Source organism: Streptomyces avidinii, assembly GCF_045161815.1.
In the GTDB taxonomy this organism is placed as follows: Bacteria; Actinomycetota; Actinomycetes; order Streptomycetales; family Streptomycetaceae; genus Streptomyces; species Streptomyces avidinii.
Genome location: NZ_CP108863.1, coordinates 6,152,460 through 6,176,151 on the forward strand (window position 1 = coordinate 6,152,460; position 23,692 = coordinate 6,176,151).

The window sequence follows — 23,692 nt, forward strand, 5'->3', positions numbered from 1 at the left end:
GAACCCACGGGCGCCGGCCCCTTTTCCGTCCTGGGGGGACACACCGCATGAGTCATGGGCGTCACGTCACCATGCTCACCGAAGGCACCTACCCGCACGTCCACGGGGGCGTCAGCACCTGGTGCGACCAACTGGTACGAGGAATGCCCGAGGTCGACTTCAACGTCATAGCCCTGACCGGCTCCGGACGAGAGCCGGTCACCTGGGAACTGCCCCGCAACGTCTACCGGCACACCGCCTTCCCGCTGTGGGGGCCGCTCCCGTCCCGCATCCGCCGGTCGGCCCTGCGCGGCAAGGCCCACCGCCGCTTCACCGAGATCTACGAGAGCTTCCTGCTCTCCCTGCTCGACCCCGCGGGCGACCCCGCCCGGCACAGCTTCTCCGAGGCCCTGCGCGAACTGGCCGTCCTCGCCCGGGCCGGAAAACTCGCACCGGCCCTGCGTTCAGAATCGGTTCTGCGCCTGCTGATGACCGTATGGACCCGCCCCGGTCTCGCCACCGCCGACGCGGCGCCCACCATCCACGACGCGCTCACCGCCACCGACCTGCTGGAGCACGCGCTGCGCCCGCTCGGTGTCCGGATCCCGCCCGACAGCGTCGCGCACGCCGTCAGCAGCGGCCTCGCCACCCTCCCGGCCCTCGCCGCCAAATACCTCGACGGGGTCCCCTTCCTCCTCACCGAGCACGGCATCTACCTGCGCGAGCGCTACCTGGGCTACCGCAGCGCCGCCCAGCGCTGGCCCGTCAAGGCCCTCATGCTCGGCTTCTACCGCGAGCTGAACTCCGAGGGCTACCGGCAGGCCGACCTCATCACCCCGTGCAACCAGTACAACCGCCGCTGGGAGGAGCGCGGAGGCGCCGAGTCGACACGCATCCGCACCGTCTACAACGGCGTCGACCCGCACGCCTTCCCCGAGGCCGGCCCCGAACCGGACGTCCCCACCCTCAGCTGGTGCGGCCGCATCGACCCCATCAAGGACCTCGAAACCCTCATCCGGGCCTACGCCTTCATGCGCGAGGAACTGCCCGCCCTGCGGCTGCGCCTCTTCGGGCCCGTGCCGCCCGGCTGCGAGGAGTACAAGCTCCGCCTGGAGAAGCTCGCCGCCGAGCTCGGCGTGACCGACGGCATCACCTACGAGGGCCGCATCGAGCAGGTGGCCCGGGCCTACGCGGCCGGCAGCGTCGTCATGCTCTCCTCCATCAGCGAGGGCTTCCCCTTCAGCATCATCGAAGCCATGTCCTGCGGCCGCACCACCGTCTCCACCGACGTCGGCGGAGTCCGCGAGGCCGTCGGGGACACCGGCCTCGTCGTACCGCCGCGCGAGCCCGAGACCATGGCCCGCGCCACCCTCGCCCTGCTGCGCGACGACGAACGCCGGGCCGAGCTGGGCCGGATGTCGCGCAAGCGGGTGGTGGAGAAGTTCACCCTGCACCAGTCCGTGGACGGCTTCCGGCACATCTACCGGGAACTCGCCGGCCAGCCCGTCCTGCCCGTCCACGCGGGCGACGTGTGGACCCAGCGGCTCGCGGATCCCTGGTACCGCGAACTCGCGGCCGACGGGAGCCTGTGGTGAGCGGATCCCTCTGGCTCAAGCCGCCCGGCCCCGGCAACGGCCCCCACAACGGCCACGGCCATGGCCACGGCGCCGACACGCTGCCGGCCGTCCCGCGACCGCGCCGCGACGGCCCCGGCGGCGCACCCGCCGCCGACCCGATGGACGAACTCGCCGAGCGTCTCGACGTGTTCATCGCCTCGGCCGTCCACCCCGACGAGATCGCCGCCATCCTCGAATCCGACGGCATGACGGACGAGTACATCCGGCTCACCTACGGCCGGCACGACTCCTTCGGACTCGCCGAGGAGCTCTACGCCCGGGTGCCCCGGTCCTTCCCGGACCCGGGCGCCGCCCCCGACCCCTGGAAGGTCTCCCTCACCGCCTGCCTGCTGCGCGGGGTGATCTTCGCCCTGCCCGGCCTGGCCTACCTGCTCGGAGCGCCCCTGCTCGAAGGCCCGCAGGACCGCCTCGGCCTGCCCGCCGGGACGCTGACCCTGCTCGCCGGCGCGCTCATCGGCTGGGTCTGGGACCAGACCCTCTCCCACCGCGCCTACTCCTGGCTCGGCCTCGGCGACCGGGGCGCCGCCGGGCGGACCCTGCTCGTCGGAGCCCCGGTCGGCGCCCTGCTGGGCACCGCCGCCGCACTCTCGGTGCCCGGCGGACCACCGTTCTCCTACGCCTTCGCCGCCGGACAGGCCCTGTACGTCGGGGCCGCCACCGTCCTGCTGGTCCTCGGCCGCGAACGGGTCCTGCTCGCCGCGCTCGCCCCGATGGCCGTCGGCGCGGCGCTCGCCCTCTTCGTCGACCTGCCCGTACCCGTACGGGTGACGCTGCTCGCGATCTCCCTGCTGGCCGCCTGCACCCTGGCCGTACGGGAGCTCCCGCTGGCCGACGGACTCCGGGCCGTCGCGCACCGGATCCGCGGCTGGGCGGCCCGCCGGCCCGGCCAGGGGCCCGTGCGCTGGCAGATGCTGCGCGGCGCCGAGGAGGACTTCGCCCCGCGCGGGCCCCGGCTCGGGGACTCGGTCCCGTACGGGGTGTTCGGCCTCGGCACCGGCCTGCTCGTGCTGTACGCCGCCCTCGGGGAGGTGCTCGCAGGCGGTCCCGCCGAGGCGGTCGCCGCCCCCTCGGCAGTGGCCCTCACCCTCAGCATGGGCCCGGCCGAATGGCTGCTCCACCGCTTCCGCAGCGGAAGCCTCTCCGGACTCCAGGGGGCCCGCTCGCCCGGCGCCTTCCGGCGGCGGATGCTCACCACCCTGGCCCGCTGCCTCGCGTTCTACCTGACGGTACTGCTGGCTCTGGGGCTCGCCGGCACCCTGCTCTGGCCGGGCGCACCGGTCCTCACCGGAGTCCGGATCGCGACCCTGCTGCTGCTCGGGGCCGTCATGTGGACCGGACTCCTCCTGCAGTCCTTCGGGGCGGTCCGGCCCGCGGCCGTGGTCTGCTCCTCGGCCGCCGTCGCCCAGAGCCTGGCCCTGCTGACCGGGCTGGGCCAGCCCCGGGCGGTCCAACTGGTGGTGGCGGGCGCGGCCGCCACCGTACTGGCCGCCCTGGTCTGCCTGCTCCTCGGCCGCGCGACCGCCCACCGATGACGCACCATCCGTCCGAGAAGAAGGACCCCATGCTGCTGGTGCCCCTCTACGAGCACCCCGCCGAACGGCCCGAAGCCTGGGAGCGGCTCATCCGCTCCGCGAGCCGGCTGCACTCGGTGGTGCTCAACCCCGACAGCGGGCCGGGCGCCGCCCGCGACGAACGGTTCGCCCTCGTCGCCGAGCGGCTGCGCGAGGCCGGGGTGCCCGTCCTCGGATACGCCGACACCGACTACGGCAGGCGCCCGCACGCCGCGGTGGTGCAGGACCTGCTGCGCCACCGCGACTGGTACGCCACCGACGGGGCCTTCCTCGACCAGGCCTCCGCCGACCCCGACCTGCTCCCGCACTACGGGCGGCTCGCGGTCGCCGCCCGGGCCGCGGGAGCCTCCACCCTCGTCCTCAACCACGGGGTCCACCCGCACCCCGGCTACGCCGAACTCGCCGACCTGCTCGTCACCTTCGAGGGCCCCTGGGACGCCTACCGGGACGCGGACGCGGCACCGCCCTGGACCGCCGACCACCCCGCCCAGCGGTTCTGCCACCTCGTCTACGCCGTCCCGCCGGGCGCGCTCGCCGCCCGGCTCGCCGAGGAACTCGCCGCCGAACGCGGGGCGGGCGTGCACTGCGCCGTCCCGGGCAGCGGCGCGCACCCCTGGGGGACCCTCCCGTACGTCCTGGAGGAGGCGGGATGAGACGGCTCGCGGCCCTGCTGGCCGTACCCCTGCTGCTGCTCGCCGCGTGCACGGCCCAGCCGGAACCGGAACGGGACGAGCTGTCGCCCGACCCGCCGCCGGGGCAGCGCTGGCAGCCGAAACCGGGGGTGGGCTGGCAGTGGCAGCTCACCGGCAGGCTGGACACCTCGGTGAAGGCGGCGGTGTACGACGTGGACGGGTTCAACACCACGAAGGCGCAGGTCGCGACCCTGAAGAAGGACGGCCGCAAGACGATCTGCTACATCTCCACCGGTGCCTGGGAGGACTTCCGTCCGGACGCCGACGCCTTCCCGAAAACGATGCTGGGCGAGGGCAACGGCTGGGAGGGCGAGCGCTGGCTGGACATCCGGCGCCTGGCGGAACTGGAACCGCTGATCGGCAAGCGGTTCGACATGTGCAAGGAGAAGGGCTTCGACGCGGTGGAGCCGGACAACATGGACGGCTACGCCAACAGGTCCGGCTTCCCGCTGACCGCGGAGGACCAGCTGAAGTACAACCGGCTCGTCGCCCGGCTGGCGCACGACCGGGGCATGTCGGTCGGGCTGAAGAACGACCTGGACCAGATCCCGCAGCTGGTGGGTGACTTCGACTTCGCGGTCAACGAGCAGTGCATGGAGTACGAGGAATGCGACCGGTACGTCCCGTTCATCGACGCGGGCAAGGCGGTGTTCCACGTGGAGTACGAGGGCCGGCTGAACCGCTGGTGCCCGGGCGCCCGCGCGGCGAAGCTGAGCTCCATGCAGAAACGGTACGACCTCGACGCGTGGCGCCAGGTCTGTCAGTAGCGACTCCAACCTCGCGGCGGCAGTTTCAGACCCTCCGGCGTTTGAGGAGCGGGGTCTTGGGGCGGCGCCCCGGGAAACCCGGCTCCGCCGGGCACCGGGCTCCGCCCGGACCCGCGCCTCGAACGCCGGCGAGGCTGGAAGTGGCCCGGCAAGGCTGGATTCGGCCCGGCCCGGGCTGGATGGTGCGGCCGGGTCGGAAGGGCGGACTACGCCAGGGGGAGGATGGCGTGGACGCGGTAGCCGCCGCCGTAGCGGGGGCCCGCGAAGCAGGTGCCGCCCAGCGCGCCGGTGCGTTCGCGCATGCCGAGCAGTCCGTGCCCGCCGCCCGGCGCATCGGCCGGCTCCGGCGCCGGGTCCGCCGACCGGCCGCCGTCGTCCAGCACCGTCACCTCCACCGACGGCCCCACCCGGACCACGCTGACCTCCGCCTTCGCCCCCGGCCCCGCGTGCTTGCGCACGTTCGTCAGCGCCTCCTGGATCACCCGGTACGCCGCCAGGTCCACGGCCGCCGGCAGCGGCCCCGCCGCCCCGTCCAGCTGGACTATCACCTCCACCGGCAGCCCGGCGTGCCGGAAGGTGTCCACGAGCTCGTCCAGGACGCCCAGCCCGGGAGCGGGCTCCGTCGGTGCCTCCGGGTCGCCGGACTGTCGCAGCAGGCCGACCGTGGCCCGCAGTTCGTTCAGCGCCGACCGGCTGGCGTCGCGTACGTGCGCCAGCGCCTCCTTCGCCTGGTCCGGGCGCTTGTCCATGACGTGTGCGGCCACTCCCGCCTGCACGTTGACCAGGGCGATGTGATGGGCCACCACGTCGTGCAGGTCCCGGGCGATCCGCAGCCGCTCCTCGGCGACCCGTCGCCGGGCCTCCTCGTCCCGGGTCCGCTCGGCGCGCTCGGCCCGCTCCCGGATCGCGTCGACGAAGGCCCGCCGGCTGCGCACGGCGTCCCCGGCGGCCGCGGCCATGCCGGTCCAGGCGAAGATCCCGATGTTCTCCTGCGCGTACCAGGGCAGCGGCCCGGCCAGCATGGCCACGCCCGTCAGCCCCGCCATCGTGAGCAGCCCGATCCGCCAGGTCGTCGGCCGGTCGGTGCGGGCGGCCACCGTGTACAGGGCGATCACCGTGCACATGGCGACGGGCGCCCGCGGCTCCCCGGTGGTCAGCTCCAGCAGGGACAACCCACAGGTCACGGCGAGCACGGCGCGCGGCCGGCGGCGCCGGAAGACCAGGGCGGCCGCGCCGAGCAGCATCAGCAGCAGCGAGAACGGCTCGGGGGTGCGCGTCCCGAAGGTGGGCCCGTGCGGTCCGTGCGGATCGGCGAAGGAGCCGACGACCATGGCGACGAACGCCCCGAACGCCAGCACGGCATCGGTGGCGAGCGGATGGGCCCGCATCCACTGCCGGGTGGGGGCGAACCGCCCGAGGTCTGTCGTCACCCGGATACGGTACGGCCTCGCCCGCCGCCACCCTCTACGGCGGAGGGTGGGAGTGCTGTCCCAGCGGGACGCGGGAGCGCGCCGGCCCCCACTGAGCCCGCACCACGCACACCGCCATGACCGCGGCGATGGCCGCCAGGTGCTCCTTGCCCGCCAGGTTGTCCTTGAAGAGCACCTCGACGATCATCACGAGGATCACCAGGGCGCCGGTGAGGTAGGCCCGGTAGCGCCAGCAGACGTAGATGGCCAGCCCCACCACCGCCGCCGAGGGCCCGGTGTCGTTGACGATGCGGTCCGACACCGGCAGGCCGAGGGGGTGTTCCGGGCCCAGCGCGAGTCCGATCCGCGCGTACGTGGTCCCGGCGAGGGTGGCGACGTAGCCGACCAGCAGGGTGCGCCACCAGCCGATGCAGATCTCGGCGATCCCGAAGACGAGCAGGATCTGCGCGAGCGCCCCCCACACCGGCAGGTCCAGGGCCGGGACGAACAGCGACAGAGGGGTGCGCAGGAGGGCCAGCCAGAGCGGGTCGGCCGCCTTCACCGAGCCGAGGTTCTGGACGGGCTGGAAGCCCCAGGAGGTGTTCTGCACGATCTGGAAGACGGACGTGAGGCACACCGCGCCGAGGGTCATCGGGATCGCCCGCCACTTCTCGTGGACGAGCGCGTCCCGGACGGTCCAGAACATCGGCCCCCACTCACGGCGGGCGAACCGCCGTAGTGGGGAGGTGTTCCACGCTGTCAACGGCGGGTCTCCAGGTGTCTGCGGTGCAGCCACTTCGGAAGGCCGGGAGCCTCCAGGAAGCCCTCGGCCCGGCCGGCCGCGACACCGATCCGCAGCAGGTCCGAACTCTTCTCGAAGAGCATGAACCGCGGTTCCCAGATCGGCCGGTATTTGGCGTTGGCCCGGTAGAGGGACTCGATCTGCCACCAGCGGGAGAAGAAGCTGAGCAGCGAGCGCCACATCCGCAGCACCGGGCCCGCCCCGAGCTTGGACCCGCGCTCGAAGACGGACCGGAACATCGCGAAGTTGAGCGAGACCTGGGTGACCCCGATCTCCTTGGAGCGTTCGAGGAGTTCGATGACCATGAACTCCATCAGGCCGTTCTCGGAGTCCCGGTCGCGGCGCATCAGGTCCAGCGACAGGCCCTTGGGCCCCCACGGTACGAAGGACAGCACGGCCCGCAGGTCGCCGTTGCCGTCGGTGCACTCCAGCATCACGCACTGGCCGTCGGCGGGATCACCCAGTCGGCCCAGTGCCATGGAGAAGCCGCGCTCGGTGGCGCCGTCGCGCCAGTCGTCGGCGCGTTCGAGGAGTACGTCCATCTCCTCGGCCGGGATGTCCGCGTGGCGGCGGATGCGGACGGTGTACCCGGCCCGCTTGACGCGGTTGTACGCCTGCCGGACGGTCCGCATGGCGCGGCCCTCCAGAGTGAACTCGGCGGTCTCGACGATCGCCTCGTCACCGAGTTCGAGGGCGTCCAGGCCGTGCCGGGCGTAGATCTGCCCGGCCTCCTCGCTCGCGCCCATCACGGCCGGCACCCAGCCGTGCTCGCGGGCCTCGGCCAGCCACGGTTCGATGGCGCCGGGCCAGGCCTCGGGGTCGCCGATCGGGTCGCCGGAGGCCAGCGAGACCCCGCCGACGACGCGGTAGGTGACGGCGGCCTTGCCGGTGGGGGACCAGATGACGGACTTCTCGCGGCGCAGCGCGAAGTAGCCGAGCGAGTCGCGGTCGCCCTGGCGGGCCAGCAGCGCCCGCAGCCGCTCCTCGTCCTCCTCGCTGAGCGGGTCGACGGCGCGGCGCGAGCGGAAGGCGGCGAACAGCACGGCGAGCAGCAGCAGCATCGACATGACGTTGATGCAGACGTCCACCCAGCCGGGGGTGGTGATCGCCTCGTAGGCCCGGTCGTCGGGCGCCAGGGTGATCAGCCGCATCACGCCGTACTTCCAGCGGGCCGGGAAGGAGGCCTCGGCGCTGAGCGGGGAGGTGTTGGTGGCGCCGACGAGCAGGGCCGCGACCAGCGAGGTGAGCAGCAGGCCGATGGCGGCGACGGCGGTGGCGAGCGCCGGGTTGGAGCGGTCGCCCCTGGCGTAGAACTCGCGGCGGCCCAGCAGCAGGGCCCCGGTGAAGGCTGCGGTCAGGGCCAGGGAGACCCAGTTCTGCGGGTGCTCGCGGATCTCCTCGTAGGCGTAGAGCGCGTAGGCGAGCAGCAGGGCCAGGAGGCCGCTGAGGACGAGGTTGAGGATCCAGGAGGCCCGTTTGCGGCGGCCGAGGGTGACGGCGAGCAGCAGGGTGAACAGCCCGGAGGCGAAGCCCGCGGTGAGCATGTACGGGGTGTAGAAGTCCTCGATGTTGTGGCGCCTCAGGTCCTGCCCGAGCGAAACCCACACCGCGCTGAGGAAGTTGATGAAGGTGACGGCGCGCAGGTACCACACCGCGAAGGCGGCGCCGCGCCGCGAGCGGGTGCTCCCCCGGCCGGTCTCCCGGCCACCCCCCGCCGCCCTGCCGGCGGGGTCGCCGCCGGACTCTTTCCTGCCGGCTGACGGACCGGTCGCCGGTACGGCGGTGCGGTCGGTCTCTGCGCTGGTCAAACGGACCTCTCCCATAAAAAGCGATCATATGGGGCGCAGCTGTCCGTGATTGCGCGGTCGGGGGCCTCGGCCTGGTCAGGACCCAGGGCCCCGGCGGCTCATTCCGTCGGCTCCTCCGCCGCCCGCTCAGGGAGTTCCGCCGCGAGTGCGGCGGCCGCCTGGACGAGGGGGAGAGCCAGCAGTGCCCCGGTACCTTCACCTACTGTGACGCCGTGATCGAGCACGGGGTTGAGCGCCATTCGGTCAAGTGCCTTCGCCTGGCCCGGCTCGCCGCTCGCCTGACCGGCCAGCCACCAGTCGGGAGCCCGGAACGCGGCCCGCTGGGCCACCAGCCCGCACGCGGCCGAAACCACCCCGTCGAGGATGACGGGAGTACGACGTACCGCGCACTGGAGAAGGAAACCGGTGATGGCGGCCACGTCCGCACCGCCGACCGCGGCCAGCAGCGCCACCTGGTCGCCCAGGACCGGGCGGGCCCGGCGCAGCGCGTCGCGGATCGCCGCGCACTTGCGCATCCAGGCGAGGTCGTCGATGGGCAGTCCGCCGCGGCCGGTGACCACGGAGGCGTCCGTTCCGCACAGGGCGGCGACAAGGGTGGCGGCGACGGTGGTGCCGCCCACGCTGAGGTCACCGAGGACGACCAGGTCCGTTCCGGAGTCGGCCTCCTCGTCGGCGATCCGCATCCCGAGCCGGACCGCGGCCTCGGCCTCCTCGGCCGTCAGCGCGTCCTCCACGTCGATCCGGCCGCTGCCGCGCCGCACGCGGTGCCCGACCACGTCGGCGGGGAGCAGCCCGGGATCGCAGTCGAGCCCGGCGTCGACGATTCGTATGGTGGCGCCGAGCCGGCCGGCCAGGATGGCCACGGGGCTGGTCCCGTCGAGGACGGCCCGCACCAGTTCGTGGCCGGTGGACGCGGCCCGGGCGGAGACGCCCTCGGCGGCGATCCCGTGGTCGGCGGCGAACAGCACCACGCGGGGCCGCTCGATCGGCTTGACCGGAACCTGCCCCTGCGCGGCGGCGAGCCATTCGGCGAGCTCGTCGAGCCGGCCCAGCGCGCCCGGCGGGACGGCGAGGCGCTCACGGCGTTCCTCGGCATCACGTCGAACACCCCCGTCGGGGCGCTCGATCAGATCGGAGAAGTCGTCGAGATTCAGCGTGCTCATCTGCCAGAGAGTACAGCCGGTAAGGCCTTCCCTCAGGCCTTGGGCGCCCTGTTCCGGCCCGCTCCCGCACGAGCGTCCGACCGGACCGATCCGCCTCTGTCCGCCGGGCCCTGTCCGGCCGGACGGGACCGGAGGACGCCCGGGACCCCGGCTACTCCTTGAGCACGACGGCGAGGCCCGCGATGACGAGGAGCACGTGCTCGCACTCGTCCGCGACCGCCGCGTTCAGCCGGCCCAGTTCGTCGCGGAAGCGGCGGCCGGAGGCGGTCGCCGGGACGACGCCCGAGCCGACCTCGTTGCTGACCAGCACCACCTGACGGCGCGTCGCGCGCACGGCCGCCACCAACTCCGCGGACCGCTCGGCGAACCGGCGCTGCCCGCCGCCCGCCCACACGGCGTCGTCCCAGGCCCCGGCCCGGTCCATCGCGTCCGTCAGCCACATGGCCAGGCAGTCGATCAGCAGCGGCGGCCCGTCGGCCGCCAGCAGCGGGACCAGCTCGCAGGTCTCCACCGTCCGCCAGGTCCCTGGCCGGCGGTCCCGGTGCAGACCGACCCGCTGCGCCCATTCCGGGTCCCCCTCCCGGGTGCCGCCGGTGGCCACGTAGACCACCTCGGGAAAGGACTCCATCCGTCGCTCCGCCTCCACGGACTTGCCGGAGCGGGCCCCGCCCAGCACCAGGGTCCGGCGCGGCAGATCCGGCACCGCGTGGTAGTCCCCGACGATCAGCGTGGTCCCGTCCGGCACCGCCCGTGCCCCGGCGGCCGCGCACCGGCGGGCCAGCTCCGGACCCGGCGGGGTGTCGTGGTCCAGGTGGACGGCGATCACGTCGGTGGCCGGGCCGACGGCGCCGCTCGCCCGCAGCCGCGCCAGCGCATCGGGCCGGCCCAGCACATCGGCGAGGACCATGTCGTACGGGCGCTGCCCGGCCAGGTCGGCCGCCCCGGCGGGGGCGCCGCCGGGCGGCAGGTACAGCAGCCGGCTGCCGTCCGGGCCGGTCACCTCGTACCCGGTGCCCGGCGAGTCCATCGGCACGGCCCGCACCCGGTGCCCGGAGATCACCGCGAGCTCCCGCCCGTCCGGCACCCGCCCGGCGGTCGGCAGCCCGGGCGGCAGCTCGACCGCGGGCCCGTCGTGCGGGTGGGTCAGCAGGACCTGCCGCACACCGGCCAGCGAATGCCCGGCCCGGGCCCCGGCCAGTACCGCCCCGGGGGTCAGGTCCAGCAGCAGCGCCCCGTCGACAAGGAGGGCCGTGGCGGCGCGGGAGCGCGACCCGACGGAGACCGCGCAGGCAGCACAGGGGCAGTCGGGGCGGGGCAGCCCCTCGGGTGTGCCGGTGCCGAGCAGAGTGAGTTCCACAGGATGATCCTCCCGCGTCGCCGAGACTGCTGCGCGCCCGGTTACTCTGCGGGCAGACTCAGGACACGAAGTGTGCGAGCAACGGAGGCGACATGGCGTGGACGTGGCGGTTCGAGACGGCCGACGGCACCGAGACGAGCCCGTCGGTGGTGCCCGAGGAGTTCACCACGCAGGGCGACGCGGAGTCCTGGATCGGTGAGTACTGGAAGGACCTGCTGGAAGGCGGCGTCGAGCAGGTCAAGCTCTCCGACGACGCCGGGACCGAGCTCTACACGATGAGCCTGCGCGCCGCGCTGGACGCGTAGCCGTTCGGCAGGCACGAGAACGACGGAGCCGCCGGGTCTGCGACCCGGCGGCTCCGTCGTTCTCGTGCCTGCCGATCTTCCTAGCCCCGTACCCCGCACAGGTGCAGCAGCGCGGCCACGCCACGGTAGGGGTCGCTGCGCCCGGCGCGGTCCTCGGCGGCCAGCAGCCGCTCCAGCTCCTCGTCGGGCGGCAGGATCTCGCCCGCCTCGGTGCCGTCGGTGAAGACGCGTACCCCGTACCAGGCCTGCAGCGGCGCGCCGATCCCCGACAGGGTGGCCGTCAGCCCGGCCAGCCGGTCCGCGCGGACGTCCAGGCCGAGCCGGTTCGTGTAGTCGATGGAGTCGAACGCGGCCAGCGCGGCCTGCCAGTCGCCGTCCAGCCCCGGCCGCATGGCGAGCGCGTCGCCGTTGCGCACCAGCAGGGACAGCAGCCCGCCCGGGGCCAGCATCCGGGCCAGCCCGGCCAGCATGGCGTCCGGCTCGGGCACGTACATCAGCACGCCGTGGCACAGCACCACATCGAAGCTGCCCGGCAGGAAGTGGGCCCCGGTCTCGCGGCCGTCGCCCTCCATGAGGCTGACACGGTCACGGATCCCGGGGGGCTCCGCGGCCAGCGCCTCGCGGGCGACGGCCAGCATGCCCGGGTCCTGCTCCAGGCCCGTCACCTTGTGCCCGGCGCGGGCCAGCCGCAGTGCCTGCGTGCCCTGGCCCATGCCGACGTCGAGCACGCGCAGCCGCTGCCCGACCGGGAAGCGCTGCGCGATCTGCTCGTCGACCTGCCGGCCCACGAGCTCCTGCCGGACGGCGTTGCGCAGTCCGCCGAGGCCTTCGAGCCAGAGCCGGGCGCCCTCCGCGAAGCCTTCCCCCGACATACCGGGCGTCGCTCGGCTCAGGGCCGTTCCCCGCGCTTGACCTGCGGCTTCGGCAGGCGCAGCCGGCGCATCTGGAGGGTGCGCATGAGGCCGTAGGCGATGGCGCCGCGGCGGGGCTCGTTCGGGAAGCGCTCGACGAGGGACTTGCGGAGGCGGAAGACCAGGCCGATGGAGTCGAGGAGGATCAGGACGATCACACCGAGCCACAGCATCAGCGCGATGCTCTGGATCGCCGGCTGGCGCACCATGCTCAGCACCAGGATGACGACGGCCAGGGGCAGGAACATCTCGGCGACCGAGTAACGGGAGTCCACGTAGTCACGGACGAACCGGCGCACGGGACCCTTGTCACGGGTCGGCAGATAACGCTCGTCGCCATTGGCCAGCGCCTCGCGCTGCTTGGCCATCTCGGTACGGCGGCGCTCACGCGCTCGCTTGGCATCCTCCTTGCGATTGCCGGTCGAGGCCACCACGGCCTTGCGCTGCGACTGGGCCACAGCACGCTTCGGCGTAGGGCGGCCCTTCGGGGCCTGCGGGTCACGGGGCTGCGAGAGGTCGGCGCTCACCTTGTCGGTGGCGGCGGCCTTCTCTTCCTTGGAGGAGCGGCTACCAAACACAAAACCCAAGCCTACGTGGTTGCGGGCATGGCCCCCACCCCGCTTGGGAACGATCCGGCAACGGCGGGCGTCTTCCCATTGCACGGTGCGTGCGGTGGGCCCGCTCTCCTGGGATCACCTACTCCTTACGCCTGATGGGGCGCGGGCGTAGTCGTCCTGGAGGAGGAGCGCATCCGTACTCGAACAGTGCGGTAATGGAGACAGGGCCCGTACTGTGGGTTCTGTCGGTGACCTGGAGCACAGTCCGTCTAGAAGGGGGCGCGCGAAGCCCATGAGCGGTGTCATGAAGCGTATGGGGATGATCTTCCGCGCGAAGGCGAACAAGGCCCTTGACCGGGCCGAGGACCCGCGCGAGACCCTCGACTACTCGTACCAGAAGCAGCTCGAGCTGCTGCAGAAGGTGCGCCGCGGAGTCGCCGACGTGGCGACCTCCCGCAAGCGCCTGGAGCTGCAGCTCAACCAGCTCCAGGGGCAGTCCGCCAAGCTGGAGGACCAGGGCCGCAAGGCCCTCGCCCTCGGCCGCGAGGACCTGGCCCGCGAAGCCCTGTCTCGCCGCGCCTCGCTCCAGCAGCAGGTCAGCGACCTGGAGGTGCAGCACCAGACCCTGCAGGGCGAGGAGGAGAAGCTCACCCTCGCCGCCCAGCGGCTCCAGGCCAAGGTGGACGCCTTCCGGACGAAGAAGGAGACCATCAAGGCGACCTACACGGCGGCCCAGGCGCAGACCCGGATCGCGGAGTCCTTCTCCGGCATCTCCGAGGAGATGAGCGACGTCGGCGTGGCCATCCAGCGGGCCGAGGACAAGACCGCCCAGCTGCAGGCCCGCGCCGGCGCGATCGACGAGCTGCTGGCCTCCGGCGCGCTCGACGACCAGAGCGGGCTCGGCTCCAAGGACGACATCCAGGCCGAGCTGGACCGCCTCTCGGGCGGCACCGACGTGGAACTGGAGCTCCAGCGCATGAAGGCCGAGCTCGCGGGCGGCCCGTCCGCCCAGCAGCAGGCCATCGAGGGCGGCGCCCAGGGCAACGGGCAGCAGCCGCAGACTCCGCACCGGTTCGACAAGCAGTAGGACGGGGCCCGTCATGATTGTCCGCATCATGGGGGAAGGCCAGGTGGAGCTGGCGGACGGCCACTTCATCGAGCTCAACAAGCTGGACGACGAACTGCTCGCGGAGATGGAGAACGGCGACGAGGAGGGCTTCCGGCGCACGCTGGGCGCACTGCTCGAAGCCGTACGGCGGCTCGGTCGGCCGCTGCCCGACGACGCGCTGGAGCCGTCCGACCTGATCCTGCCGGCCCCCGACGCGACACTCGACGAGGTCCGGGAGATGCTCAGCGACGACGGCCTGATCCCGGGCTGAGTCCCGGCCGGGCACACCGACGCAGCGGCGGCGGGCCCTCCCCCTCCCGGGGAGGGCCCGCCGCCGTTCTCACTGCGGGGGACGTTTCTCCAGGGACACCACGTGGTCCGGATCGTGCTCCGGGTCGGGGGTCCCGCCGATGAAGTTCTCGAACCTGCGGCGCGGCCCCGCCCAGCGCCGGTCGTGGTGGAAGGCCCGCAGCCCGGCCCTGGCCCGGGCGCGCGGACGGTTCGCGTAGAACTTGTTCGCGTACGGGGACCCGGGCCGGGCCAGCCGGATCGCGCCGACCAGCGCGACGAAGGGGACCACCAGGCCGAAGAGGGCGGTGCGCGCCTTGCCCTTCCACAGGGCGATCAGGGCCAGGAAGAAGTTGGTGGCCGCGTTCATGATGACCAGGCTGCGGCTCTGGCGCTCCTCGGTGGACAGGTCGTTCACGCCGAAGGGCACGAAGCCGCCCAGCACCAGCGCCACCAGGGCGGCGGTGACGACGACGATCTCCACGCTCTTGCGGCCCTGCTCGCTCCAGTAGACGTCGTCGAGGTGCAGGATCAGCGCGAACTCGTCCAGGACCAGGCCCGCGCCCAGCCCGAAGATCACGGCCGAGGCGCACGCGCCGAAGCCGTGCCGGCCGCTGCCCACCGCGCCGAACCCGCCGATGATCACGAGGATCACCCCGGGCACCACGTGGTGGATGTGCATGCCGCCCGGGGTGACGTTCTTGAAGGGGCCGCGGCCGGCCCGGATCAGCCGGGTGATCACGCGGGTGACCAGGAACGACATCACAAACGAGAGCAGGGCGAGCAGGAGGGGCAGCTTGCCCGGTTCGACGATGTTCCGATACCACCAGTGACCCATCCCACTGACTCCCTATTTGGCACGTAATGGGTAATTTACCGCTCGTGTCGAGCGGGTACCGTTCCCGCCGATGACAGATTCGTTCGACGGCCCGCCCCTGACGCCGCCCCCGGAACGCGCCTCGTTCCTCGACGGCGTCCGTTTCGCGTTCGGCACCCTCACCGTGCTGCCCGCCCGCATCACCCGCTGGGACCGCCCCGCCGCCCGCACCGGAATGGCCTGCGCCCCGCTCGCCGGTCTGGCCGTGGGCCTGCTCGCGGCCGTACCCGGCGTGCTCCTCCTGCTGCTCGGCGGGGGCCCGCTGCTCGCCGCGACCCTCACCGTCGCCGTGCCGGCCGCGCTGACCCGGGGACTGCACCTGGACGGCCTCGCCGACACCGCGGACGGCCTGGGCAGCGCCAAACCCGCCGGCGAGGCCCTGCGCATCATGAAGCAGTCCGACATCGGCCCCTTCGGCGTCGTCGCGCTGATCATCGTGCTGCTCCTGCAGGTGGCCGCCCTGTCCGAGATCTACGCCGACAGCTGGGTCCGCGGCGCCCTCGCCGCCGTGGTCGCCGCCGTCGCGGCCCGCCTCGCCATGACCCTGGCCTCGCGCGAAGGCGTCCCGGCGGCCCGCCCCGGGGGACTGGGCGCCGCGGTCGCCGGAGTGGTCCCGCGGCGCGCCGCCGTACTGATCACCCTGCTCGCCGTCGCGGCGGCCGCGGCCGCCGCCCTCCCGCTGGGCCCGGCCGCCGCCGCCCAGTGCGCGGCGGCCGTCCTGGCCGCCCTGCTCGCCGCCGAACTGCTGCTCCGCCGCTGCGTACGCCGCTTCGACGGGGTCACCGGCGACGTCTTCGGCGCCCTCGAGGAGGTCGCGGCGACCACCGCCCTGATCGTCCTCGCCCTGGGCTGAGCGGTCCGGCGGCGGGGCCGCGTACCCTCACCCCGTGGACCACACAGCCCCGGACCTGCCCACCGCCGCGCCCCTCAGGGTGCTGCTCGCCGACGACCAGGCACTGCTGCGCAGCGCCTTCAAGGTGCTCGTCGACTCCGAGCACGACATGGAGGTCGTGGGGGAGGCGTCCGACGGGGCGCAGGCCGTCGAACTCGCCCGCCGCACGCGCCCCGACGTCGTCCTCATGGACATCCGCATGCCCGGTACCGACGGGCTCGCCGCCACCCGCATGATCAGCGCGGACCCGGAACTCGCCGCCGTGCGCGTGGTGATGCTGACGACCTTCGAGGTCGACGAATACGTGGTCTCGGCGCTGCGGGCCGGCGCCTCCGGCTTCCTCGGCAAGGGCGCCGAGCCCGACGAACTGCTCAACGCCATCCGGGTCGCCGCGGCCGGTGAGGCCCTGCTCTCCCCGGCCGCCACCAAAGGGCTCATCGCCACCTTCCTCGCCCAGGGCGGCGGCGCCGACCCGGCCGCCGCGATGGACTCGGCCGGCGCGCACGCGCAGCGGCTCGCCGCGCTGACCGTCCGGGAGCGCGAGGTCCTCGTCCATGTCGCGGCGGGGCTGTCCAACGACGGGATCGCCGGACGGCTGGAGGTCAGCCCGCTGACCGTCAAGACCCACGTGAACCGGGCCATGGCCAAGCTCGGCGCCCGCGACCGGGCCCAATTGGTGGTTATTGCGTACGAATCGGGACTGGTCCGCCCTCGCGCGGAGTAGCACCGCCCGCTGCGACGTACTCCAGACGCGGTATGCCGCACATAAGGACGGCACCTGCGAGCGACGAAATCCGCCACCGCCGTGGGACAGGGTGGTGGTGCCCTCGCGTTCGTCACTGCAGAGAGATCCCATACCCATGTCGTGGCTGTCCCGCTTCAGCCTTGCCCAAAGGGCGTTGGTCGGCCTCGTGTCGATCGTCGCGCTCCTCTTCGGCGCCATAGCCATCCCGCAGCTCAAGCAGCAGCTGCTGCCCTCCATCGAATTGCCGATGGTCTCCGTGCTCGCGCCGTATCAGGGCGCCTCGCCCGACGTGGTGGAGAAGCAGGTCGTCGAACCGATCGAGGCCATGCTCAAGGGTGTCGACGGCCTCACCGGCATCACCTCCACCGCCAGCGAGGGCAACGCCCTCATCATGGCCACCTTCGACTACGGCGACAGCGGCACCAAGCAGCTCGTCGCCGACGTCCAGCAGGCCGTCAACCGGGCCCGCGTCCGGCTGCCCGCCGAGGTGGACCCGCAGGTCGTGGCCGGTTCCACCGACGACATCCCGACGGTCATCCTGGCCGTCACCTCCGACAAGGACCAGCAGGCGCTGGCCGACCAGCTGGAACGTTCCGTCGTCCCCGTCCTGTCGGACATCGAGGGCGTCGGCCAGGTCACCGTCGACGGCGTCCAGGACCTCCAGGTCACCGTCACCCCCGACGACGCCAAGCTCGCGGCCGCCGGCCTCGACGGCGCCTCCCTCGCCCAGGGCCTCCAGGCGGGCGGCGCGGCCGTCCCCGCCGGCTCCTTCGACGAGGCGGGCAAGAACCGGACCGTCCGCGTGGGCTCGGGCTACACCTCCCTCGCCCAGCTGGAGGAGCTGCGCCTGAGCCCCGGCCCGGGCAAGCCGGCCGTCCGCCTCGGCGACGTCGCCGCCGTCAAGCAGGAGCCGGCCAAGGCCGTTTCCATCACCCGGACCAACGGCAAGCCCAGCCTCGCCCTCGTCCTCACCATGGACAAGGACGGCAGCGCCGTCGCCATCTCCGACGCGGTCAAGGACAAGCTCCCCGAGCTGCGCACCACGCTCGGCGCCGGCGCCGACCTGACCGTCGTCAGCGACCAGGGCCCGGCCGTCGCCAAGTCCATCTCCAGCCTGACCACCGAGGGCCTGCTCGGCCTGCTGTTCGCGGTGATCGTGATCCTGGTCTTCCTCGCCTCGCTGCGCTCGACGCTGGTCACCGCGGTCTCCATCCCGCTGTCCGTGGTCCTCGCGCTCATCGTGCTGTGGACCCAGGACCTGTCGCTCAACATGCTGACCCTGGGCGCCCTCACCATCGCCATCGGCCGTGTCGTCGACGACTCGATCGTGGTCCTGGAGAACATCAAGCGCCACCTCGGCTACGGCGAGGAGCGCGAGGCCGCCATCATCACGGCGGTCAAGGAGGTCGCCGGCGCGGTCACCTCCTCCACCCTCACCACCGTCGCCGTCTTCCTGCCGATCGGTCTCACCGGCGGCATGATCGGCGAGCTCTTCGGCTCGTTCTCGCTCACGGTCACCGCGGCCCTGCTGGCCTCGCTGCTCGTGTCGCTGACGGTCGTACCGGTGCTCTCGTACTGGTTCCTGAGCGCCCCCAAGGGCGTCGATCCCGCGAACGCGGAGAGCGCGGCGAAGGCCCGCCGCGAGGCCGAGGAGAAGGAGGCGCGCAGCCGCCTCCAGCTCTTCTACGTCCGCGTCCTGGGCTTCGCCACCCGGCGCCGGCTGACCAGCGTGGCCATAGCGGTGGTCGTGCTCATCGGGACCCTCGCGATGACCCCGATGCTGAAGACCAACTTCTTCGACCAGGGCGAGCAGGAAGTCCTGACGGTCAAGCAGGAGCTCGCGCCCGGCACCTCGCTGGCCGCCTCCGACGAGGCGAGCCGCAAGATCGAGAAGGTGCTGGGCTCGGTCGAGGGCGTCAAGAGCTACCAGGTCACCGTCGGTTCCTCCGGCTTCCTCGCGGCCTTCGGCGGCGGTACGGGCTCCAACCAGGCCTCGTACCAGGTCACCCTGAAGGACTCCGGCAAGGCGGACTCCGTCAAGAAGGGCATCGAGGACAAGCTGGCCGCCCTCGACGGCATCGGCGAGACCCGCATCGTGGCGGGCGACGGCTTCGGCAGCCAGAACCTCAGCGTGGTCGTCAAGGCCGGTGACGCCAAGGTCCTCGCCGAGGCGGCCGAGCAGGTCCGCGGCGAGGTGGCGAAGCTCAAGAACGTCGCCGACGTGCAGAGCGACCTGTCCCAGTCCGTGCCCCGCATCTCCGTGACCGCCACCCCGAAGGCGGCCGAGGTCGGTCTGAACCAGGCCGCGCTCGGCGCCGTCGTCGCGCAGGCCGTACGGGGCAACCCGGCGGGCAAGGCCGTACTGGACGACACCGAGCGGGACATCGTCATCAAGTCCGCGCAGCCGGCCACCACCCTGGCCGAACTGCAGGCGCTCCCGGTCGGCCCCGTCAAGCTCGGTGACATCGCCGATGTCAAGGAGGTCCCCGGACCGGTCGCGATGACCCGGATCGACGGCGCCCGCGCCGCCACCGTCACCGCCCGGCCGCTCGGCGACAACACCGGCGCGGTCAGCGCCGAGCTCCAGACCAAGCTCAAGGCGCTGGACCTGCCGGACGGCGCCACGGCCTCCATCGGCGGCGTCTCCGAGGACCAGGACGAGGCCTTCGGCTCGCTCGGCCTGGCCATGCTCGCGGCCATCGCGATCGTGTTCATGCTGCTGGTCACGACCTTCCGCTCGCTGGTCCAGCCGCTGATCCTGCTGGTCTCCATCCCGTTCGCGGCGACCGGCGCACTCGGCCTGCTGCTCGTCACGGGCACCCCGATGGGCGTCCCGGCGATGATCGGCATGCTGATGCTCATCGGCATCGTCGTGACCAACGCGATCGTCCTGATCGACCTGGTCAACCAGTACCGCGCCCAGGGCCTGGGCGTCGTCGAAGCGGTCGTCGAGGGCGGCCGGCACCGACTGCGCCCGATCCTGATGACGGCCCTGGCGACGATCTTCGCGCTGCTCCCGATGGCGCTGGGCGTCACCGGCGAGGGCGGCTTCATCTCGCAGCCGCTCGCGGTCGTGGTGATCGGCGGCCTGGTCAGCTCCACCCTGCTGACGCTGCTGCTGGTGCCGACCCTCTACACGATGGTCGAACTCCGCAAGGAGCGCCGCCGTGCCAAGAAGACGGCCCGCCTGACGGTGGTCCCGGCCCCGTCCGACTCCTCGGACGACGCTCCGGCCCACGTCTGACCGGCCCGGGCGGGCCGAGTCACTCGGCCCGCCCGGCCGAATGCCCGAATGCCCGAAGGGGCGGCTCCCGTACGGGAGCCGCCCCTTCGGGCATCTGCGGGCCGGAGCCGTACCGGTCGCCCCTACGGGAGGGCGAGCATCCGCTCCAGCGCGAGCTTCGCGAAGCTCTCCGTCTCCTTGTCGACCCGGATCTGGTTGACGAGGTTGCCCTCGGCCAGGGACTCCAGGGTCCACACCAGGTGCGGGAGGTCGATGCGGTTCATGGTCGAGCAGAAGCAGACCGTCTTGTCGAGGAAGACGACTTCCTTGTCCTCGGCGGCGAACCGGTTCGCCAGGCGGCGGACCAGGTTCAGCTCGGTGCCGATGGCCCACTTGGAGCCGGCCGGGGCCGCCTCCAGCGCCTTGATGATGTACTCCGTCGAGCCGACGTAGTCCGCGGCCGCCACGACCTCGTGCTTGCACTCGGGGTGGACCAGCACGTTCACGCCGGGGATCCGGGCACGGACGTCGTTGACCGAGTCGACCGAGAACCGGCCGTGCACCGAGCAGTGCCCGCGCCACAGGATCATCTTGGCGCTGCGCAGCTGCTCGACGGTCAGGCCGCCGTTCGGCTTGTGCGGGTTGTAGAGCACGCAGTCGTCCAGGGACATGCCCATGTCGCGGACGGCGGTGTTGCGGCCCAGGTGCTGGTCCGGGAGGAAGAGGATCTTCTCGCCCTGCTCGAACGCCCACTCCAGGGCCTTCTTCGCGTTGGACGAGGTACAGATCGTGCCGCCGTGCTTGCCGGTGAAGGCCTTGATGTCGGCGGAGGAGTTCATGTACGAGACGGGAACCGTTGTCCCGGCTATGCCGGCCTCGGTCAGCACGTCCCAGCACTCCGCGACCTGCTCGGCGGTGGCCATGTCGGCCATCGAGCAGCCGGCGGCCAGGTCCGGCAGGACCACCTTCTGGTCGTCCGAGGTCAGGATGTCCGCGGACTCGGCCATGAAGTGCACGCCGCAGAAGACGATGTACTCGGCCTCCGGCTTGGCGGCCGCGTCCTTGGCCAGCTTGAAGGAGTCGCCGGTGACGTCCGCGAACTCGATGACCTCGTCACGCTGGTAGTGGTGGCCCAGGATGAAGACCTTGTCCCCGAGCTTCTCCTTGGCCGCGCGGGCACGCGCCACGAGGTTCGGGTCCGACGGCGAGGGCAGGTCGCCGGGGCACTCCACCCCGCGCTCGCTCTTGGGGTCGGCCTCACGGCCGAGCAGCAGCAGGGCAAGGGGCGTCGGCTGGACGTCCAAAGGCTGGGCGGTGGTCACGACACGCACCCTTTCTGTTCTGCGACAAGGGACTTCTGGATCATCACTTCGACTTCTCGTCTATTTGACGCTATCTATCATAACCGCTTCACGTCAGTTTGACGATGCCGATAGTGTCAATGTGACGCATCAGCCCACGATTCGCCGGACCCGACCCCGCGCGCGGTGTGCGAGCATGGAATATCTGAAACAAGCGTCGGGTCCCGGAATGAATCCGCGGTCCCGCTCGTTGCCACCGACGGCAAGAGTCCGACGTTTCCTCGCCTCCGGCGGGGAGCCGCCCACTTCGGGAGTGAATGCAGATGTCCGTACAGGACGACAAGACCACTGTGAGCGACGGCATCCTCCTGTCCGACGCCGCCGCCGAGAAGGTCAGGACCCTGCTGGAGCAGGAAGGCCGCGATGACCTGGCGCTCCGCGTCGCCGTCCAGCCCGGTGGCTGCTCCGGCCTGCGCTACCAGCTCTTCTTCGACGAGCGCTCCCTCGACGGCGACGTCGTGAAGGACTTCGACGGTGTGAAGGTCGTCACGGACCGGATGAGCTCCCCGTACCTCCACGGTGCCTCCATCGACTTCGTCGACACCATCGAGAAGCAGGGCTTCACGATCGACAACCCCAACGCCACCGGCTCCTGCGCCTGCGGCGACTCGTTCAGCTAAGCCCGAGGGCCACGCCTGAACGCCGCACCACCCCGGCATGACGCGAGGGCCCGCCTCCGGTCGAATCCGACCCGGAGGCGGGCCCTCGCGCATGCCCGGGAGCGCCCGGGACCGCCGCGGTGCCGGCTACTGCCGGGGGAGCGGCTTGCCCGTCGTCGCGTCGACCACCTTCCGGTCGCCCAGCGGCTGCTGGAGCGTCACCGTCGAGGACATCTCCTGCGCCAGCATGATGCAGGCCTGCCCCGGCTTCTTCGGCGTGTCAGTGATCTTCACCATGACCGATTCCGGCTGCTCCCGCGCCTCCACGGCGTAGGTGCTGCACGGGCTGCCCCAGAAGTTCACGGTCAGCTTCCGGTCGGCCTCCGCGTACGAGAATCCGGGCACGGTACGGCCGTCCTGCGGGCCCGGGGTGTCCTCCTGGGCCGCGGCCGGCTGGGCCACCGTGTGGCCGGGCCCGCCGCCCTGGCCCGCCACCTCGAAGAGCCAGGCCGGGACCAGACCCTGCGCCCCGTTCACCGTGCCGGGGACCAGCCCGAGCACGGCGCCCCGTACCGTCTCCGTCCGCGGGGGCTTCATGGGCCGCGGCTCCGGATTGCACGGCACCGTGTCCGTGCCCGCCGCCGGGACGTCCGCCGTCAGCGGGACGGCGCTCGCGCAACCGCTGGGCTCGGGGTTCCCCGACCCGCCGCCCGACTTCTCGTTCAGCCTGGCCAGCGCCTCCACGGCCCCGACCACCGGCTGCTCGGCCGCCCGTGCGGGGGCCTTCAGCTCGCCGTTGGCCCCCACCACCGAGCCGTCGCCGCCCACGCTCACCTTCGTGGACCAGCCCTGCGTGGGCAGCCCGCCGACCACCGGGTCCGCGGACACCACCCGCACCGAGCCCTGGGTGAGCCGGGCGTCCGGCTTCGACCCCTCCACCCCCGCGGCGGCCAGCACCGGGGCCGCGGCGGCCTTGGCGGCCTCCTCGGACACCGGCTTGCCCGCCCCCGCCCCGCCCTCCGCGCTCGCGCCGCCCGCGTCCCGCGGAAGGGTGGCCGGGCCGCAGGTGTCCTTGCCGCGCACGCAGTCGTCCCCGGCGCCGTTGCCGGTTCCGTTGCCCGGGGCCTGGAAGCGCGCGAAGTTCCACGTCCCCGGCGCCGTACGGGTCACCGTGAGCCGGGGCCCGGACCCGTCGGCGGCCTCCCCGGCCAGCCAGACGTCCCCGCTCAGCCGCGGCTCGCCCGGCAGGCCCAGGGCCGCGGCGAGCCGGGCCACCTCCGCCGAGGTGACCTCGCCGGACAGGGCGTACGTCGGCGCGCTCGCCGGGGCCTCCGGAAGCTTCACGTCGGCCCGGTAGACCACCCCGCCGCCGGACGGGTCGGGCTCCCCCGGCGCGATGCCGGGCCCCGAGGGGTCTCCCGCGTCACGGGGCGCGGAGGCCGCGCTGTCACCCGTACGGTGGCCCGACCCGCCGTCGCCGTAGGCGGTCGACGCCCAGTACGCGGTGCCGCCGCCCGTGAGCAGGACGGCGGCCGCGATCGAGCCGACGGCCCAGGCGGGCCGCCGCCGAGTGCCGCGTGATGTGTCGGGTTCTTCGCTGGTCACCGCATCGCTCCTTCTCCGGTTCCGTCGTACCTGATG

The 23,692-nt window shown here is 72.6% G+C and carries 21 protein-coding genes; 11 read left to right on the forward strand and 10 right to left on the reverse strand.

The window, feature by feature from the left end; all coding sequences use genetic code 11:
• Positions 1 to 47: 47 nt before the first annotated feature.
• Genes pelF through OG373_RS27690 form a run of 4 tightly spaced genes read left to right on the forward strand, consistent with a single transcriptional unit; the run spans position 48 to position 4,646 of the window.
• The gene (gene pelF, locus OG373_RS27675; protein WP_405441018.1) at positions 48 to 1,574 is read left to right on the forward strand and encodes a GT4 family glycosyltransferase PelF; all 1,527 of its coding nucleotides are present in this window, start codon (positions 48 to 50) and stop codon (positions 1,572 to 1,574) included.
• A complete protein-coding gene (locus tag OG373_RS27680; RefSeq protein ID WP_405441019.1) occupies positions 1,571 to 3,148 on the forward strand; it encodes a hypothetical protein in 1,578 nt (525 codons plus the stop codon). Before pelF ends, OG373_RS27680 begins: the two co-directional genes overlap by 4 nt.
• The gene (locus OG373_RS27685) at positions 3,145 to 3,840 is read left to right on the forward strand and encodes a spherulation-specific family 4 protein (RefSeq protein WP_405441020.1); all 696 of its coding nucleotides are present in this window, start codon (positions 3,145 to 3,147) and stop codon (positions 3,838 to 3,840) included. Before OG373_RS27680 ends, OG373_RS27685 begins: the two co-directional genes overlap by 4 nt.
• Positions 3,837 to 4,646 carry an endo alpha-1,4 polygalactosaminidase gene (locus tag OG373_RS27690; RefSeq protein ID WP_397739466.1) on the forward strand — a complete coding sequence of 270 codons (810 nt, stop codon included), beginning with the start codon at positions 3,837 to 3,839 and terminating at the stop codon, positions 4,644 to 4,646. The genes OG373_RS27685 and OG373_RS27690 overlap by 4 nt, the downstream gene beginning before the upstream one ends.
• Before the next feature lie 206 nt (positions 4,647 to 4,852).
• Here the strand turns inward: OG373_RS27690 and OG373_RS27695 are convergent, their stop codons facing one another.
• The 5 genes from OG373_RS27695 to OG373_RS27715 all read right to left on the reverse strand — a co-directional run bounded on the left by OG373_RS27695 (position 4,853) and on the right by OG373_RS27715 (position 11,185).
• Entirely contained in the window at positions 4,853 to 6,034 is a 1,182-nt protein-coding gene (locus tag OG373_RS27695; RefSeq protein ID WP_405444222.1) for a sensor histidine kinase, read from the reverse strand.
• A 76-nt stretch (positions 6,035 to 6,110) separates the two neighbouring features.
• Positions 6,111 to 6,761 carry a hypothetical protein gene (locus tag OG373_RS27700; protein ID WP_405441021.1) on the reverse strand — a complete coding sequence of 217 codons (651 nt, stop codon included), beginning with the start codon at positions 6,759 to 6,761 and terminating at the stop codon, positions 6,111 to 6,113.
• A gap of 53 nt (positions 6,762 to 6,814) precedes the next feature.
• Positions 6,815 to 8,680 carry a phosphatidylglycerol lysyltransferase domain-containing protein gene (locus OG373_RS27705; protein ID WP_405441022.1) on the reverse strand — a complete coding sequence of 622 codons (1,866 nt, stop codon included), beginning with the start codon at positions 8,678 to 8,680 and terminating at the stop codon, positions 6,815 to 6,817.
• 83 nt (positions 8,681 to 8,763) lie between these two features.
• Positions 8,764 to 9,828 (reverse strand): nicotinate-nucleotide--dimethylbenzimidazole phosphoribosyltransferase, encoded by a 1,065-nt coding sequence (gene cobT, locus OG373_RS27710; RefSeq protein ID WP_397739471.1) that lies wholly within the window; start codon positions 9,826 to 9,828, stop codon positions 8,764 to 8,766.
• Between the two features lie 151 nt (positions 9,829 to 9,979).
• A complete protein-coding gene (locus OG373_RS27715; protein WP_405441024.1) occupies positions 9,980 to 11,185 on the reverse strand; it encodes a bifunctional adenosylcobinamide kinase/adenosylcobinamide-phosphate guanylyltransferase in 1,206 nt (401 codons plus the stop codon).
• 92 nt (positions 11,186 to 11,277) lie between these two features.
• Between OG373_RS27715 and OG373_RS27720 the strand changes: the two genes are divergently transcribed.
• Positions 11,278 to 11,490 carry a hypothetical protein gene (locus OG373_RS27720; RefSeq protein ID WP_030389078.1) on the forward strand — a complete coding sequence of 71 codons (213 nt, stop codon included), beginning with the start codon at positions 11,278 to 11,280 and terminating at the stop codon, positions 11,488 to 11,490.
• Positions 11,491 to 11,570: 80 nt separating this feature from the next.
• On the opposite strand, the gene OG373_RS27725 is transcribed toward OG373_RS27720, so the two are convergent.
• Both OG373_RS27725 and OG373_RS27730 read right to left on the reverse strand, forming a co-directional pair.
• Positions 11,571 to 12,362: a class I SAM-dependent methyltransferase gene (locus OG373_RS27725; RefSeq protein ID WP_397739476.1), complete on the reverse strand. Its 792-nt coding sequence runs from the start codon at positions 12,360 to 12,362 to the stop codon at positions 11,571 to 11,573.
• Positions 12,363 to 12,379: 17 nt separating this feature from the next.
• Complete coding sequence (locus OG373_RS27730) at positions 12,380 to 12,988, reverse strand: DUF3043 domain-containing protein (RefSeq protein ID WP_397739478.1); 609 nt, start codon at positions 12,986 to 12,988, stop codon at positions 12,380 to 12,382.
• 262 nt (positions 12,989 to 13,250) lie between these two features.
• On the opposite strand from OG373_RS27730, the gene OG373_RS27735 reads away from it, so the two are divergent.
• Together OG373_RS27735 and OG373_RS27740 are read left to right on the forward strand one after the other, a co-directional pair.
• Positions 13,251 to 14,045: a PspA/IM30 family protein gene (locus OG373_RS27735; RefSeq protein ID WP_405441025.1), complete on the forward strand. Its 795-nt coding sequence runs from the start codon at positions 13,251 to 13,253 to the stop codon at positions 14,043 to 14,045.
• Positions 14,046 to 14,058: 13 nt separating this feature from the next.
• Positions 14,059 to 14,337, forward strand: coding sequence for a hypothetical protein (locus tag OG373_RS27740; RefSeq protein WP_405441026.1), 279 nt, complete (start codon positions 14,059 to 14,061; stop codon positions 14,335 to 14,337).
• Between the two features lie 69 nt (positions 14,338 to 14,406).
• Here the strand turns inward: OG373_RS27740 and OG373_RS27745 are convergent, their stop codons facing one another.
• Entirely contained in the window at positions 14,407 to 15,192 is a 786-nt protein-coding gene (locus tag OG373_RS27745) for a hypothetical protein (RefSeq protein ID WP_397739780.1), read from the reverse strand.
• A 70-nt stretch (positions 15,193 to 15,262) separates the two neighbouring features.
• Here OG373_RS27745 and cobS point away from each other — a divergent pair, with 70 nt between their 5' ends.
• From cobS to OG373_RS27760, 3 genes are all read left to right on the forward strand, one after another.
• A complete protein-coding gene (cobS, locus tag OG373_RS27750; RefSeq protein ID WP_405441027.1) occupies positions 15,263 to 16,084 on the forward strand; it encodes an adenosylcobinamide-GDP ribazoletransferase in 822 nt (273 codons plus the stop codon).
• 34 nt (positions 16,085 to 16,118) lie between these two features.
• Entirely contained in the window at positions 16,119 to 16,847 is a 729-nt protein-coding gene (locus OG373_RS27755) for a response regulator (protein ID WP_405441028.1), read from the forward strand.
• Between the two features lie 136 nt (positions 16,848 to 16,983).
• Positions 16,984 to 20,112: an efflux RND transporter permease subunit gene (locus OG373_RS27760; protein WP_405441029.1), complete on the forward strand. Its 3,129-nt coding sequence runs from the start codon at positions 16,984 to 16,986 to the stop codon at positions 20,110 to 20,112.
• Between the two features lie 122 nt (positions 20,113 to 20,234).
• Here the strand turns inward: OG373_RS27760 and nadA are convergent, their stop codons facing one another.
• Positions 20,235 to 21,422, reverse strand: coding sequence for a quinolinate synthase NadA (nadA, locus tag OG373_RS27765; RefSeq protein ID WP_405441030.1), 1,188 nt, complete (start codon positions 21,420 to 21,422; stop codon positions 20,235 to 20,237).
• A 293-nt stretch (positions 21,423 to 21,715) separates the two neighbouring features.
• Here nadA and erpA point away from each other — a divergent pair, with 293 nt between their 5' ends.
• Entirely contained in the window at positions 21,716 to 22,072 is a 357-nt protein-coding gene (gene erpA, locus OG373_RS27770) for an iron-sulfur cluster insertion protein ErpA (RefSeq protein WP_030010511.1), read from the forward strand.
• A gap of 126 nt (positions 22,073 to 22,198) precedes the next feature.
• Here the strand turns inward: erpA and OG373_RS27775 are convergent, their stop codons facing one another.
• Entirely contained in the window at positions 22,199 to 23,656 is a 1,458-nt protein-coding gene (locus tag OG373_RS27775; RefSeq protein ID WP_405441031.1) for a hypothetical protein, read from the reverse strand.
• Between the last annotated feature and the right edge of the window lie 36 nt (positions 23,657 to 23,692).